1 protein-coding gene is annotated in these 413 nt (G+C 62.2%); it reads left to right on the top strand.

From position 1 onward, the window contains the following. The coding region (locus tag U5771_RS35380) for an efflux RND transporter periplasmic adaptor subunit (RefSeq protein WP_322028210.1) at positions 1–413 on the top strand (413 nt) is incomplete at both ends.

Here is a 413-nt window from a genome sequence, read left to right as displayed (position 1 = left end):
TCGTCGAAGTCGGAGTCGAAGCGGTCGCGCCGCAACGTATCGCTAAGCAGACCAAACTGTCCGGGCGTCTGTCCGCGCTGAAAGTGTCCGACGTTCGCCCGCAGATCGGCGGAATCGTCCGCAAGCGTCTCTTCACCGAAGGCACCGACGTCAAGGCCGGCCAGGTCCTGTATCAGATCGATCCGACCAGCTACCAGGCAACCTACGACCAGGCGCGCGGCACACTCGCGTCGGCGAAAACGAAGGCGGGGCGCTACGCCGAACTGGTCAGAATCAATGCCGTCAGCAAGCAGGATTACGATGACGCGATCGCTGCCGTCCGCGAAGACGAAGCCGACGTGATCGCCGATCGCGCTTCGCTGGAATCCGCACGGATCAACCTCGGCTACACACGAATATCCGCGCCAATCTCT

It is taken from the genome of Burkholderia sp. BCC1977, from assembly GCF_905339595.1.
GTDB lineage: Bacteria > Pseudomonadota > Gammaproteobacteria > Burkholderiales > Burkholderiaceae > Burkholderia.
The sequence above is the reverse complement of the archived record's forward strand: the minus strand, read 5'-3'. Positions and strand labels throughout refer to the sequence as shown.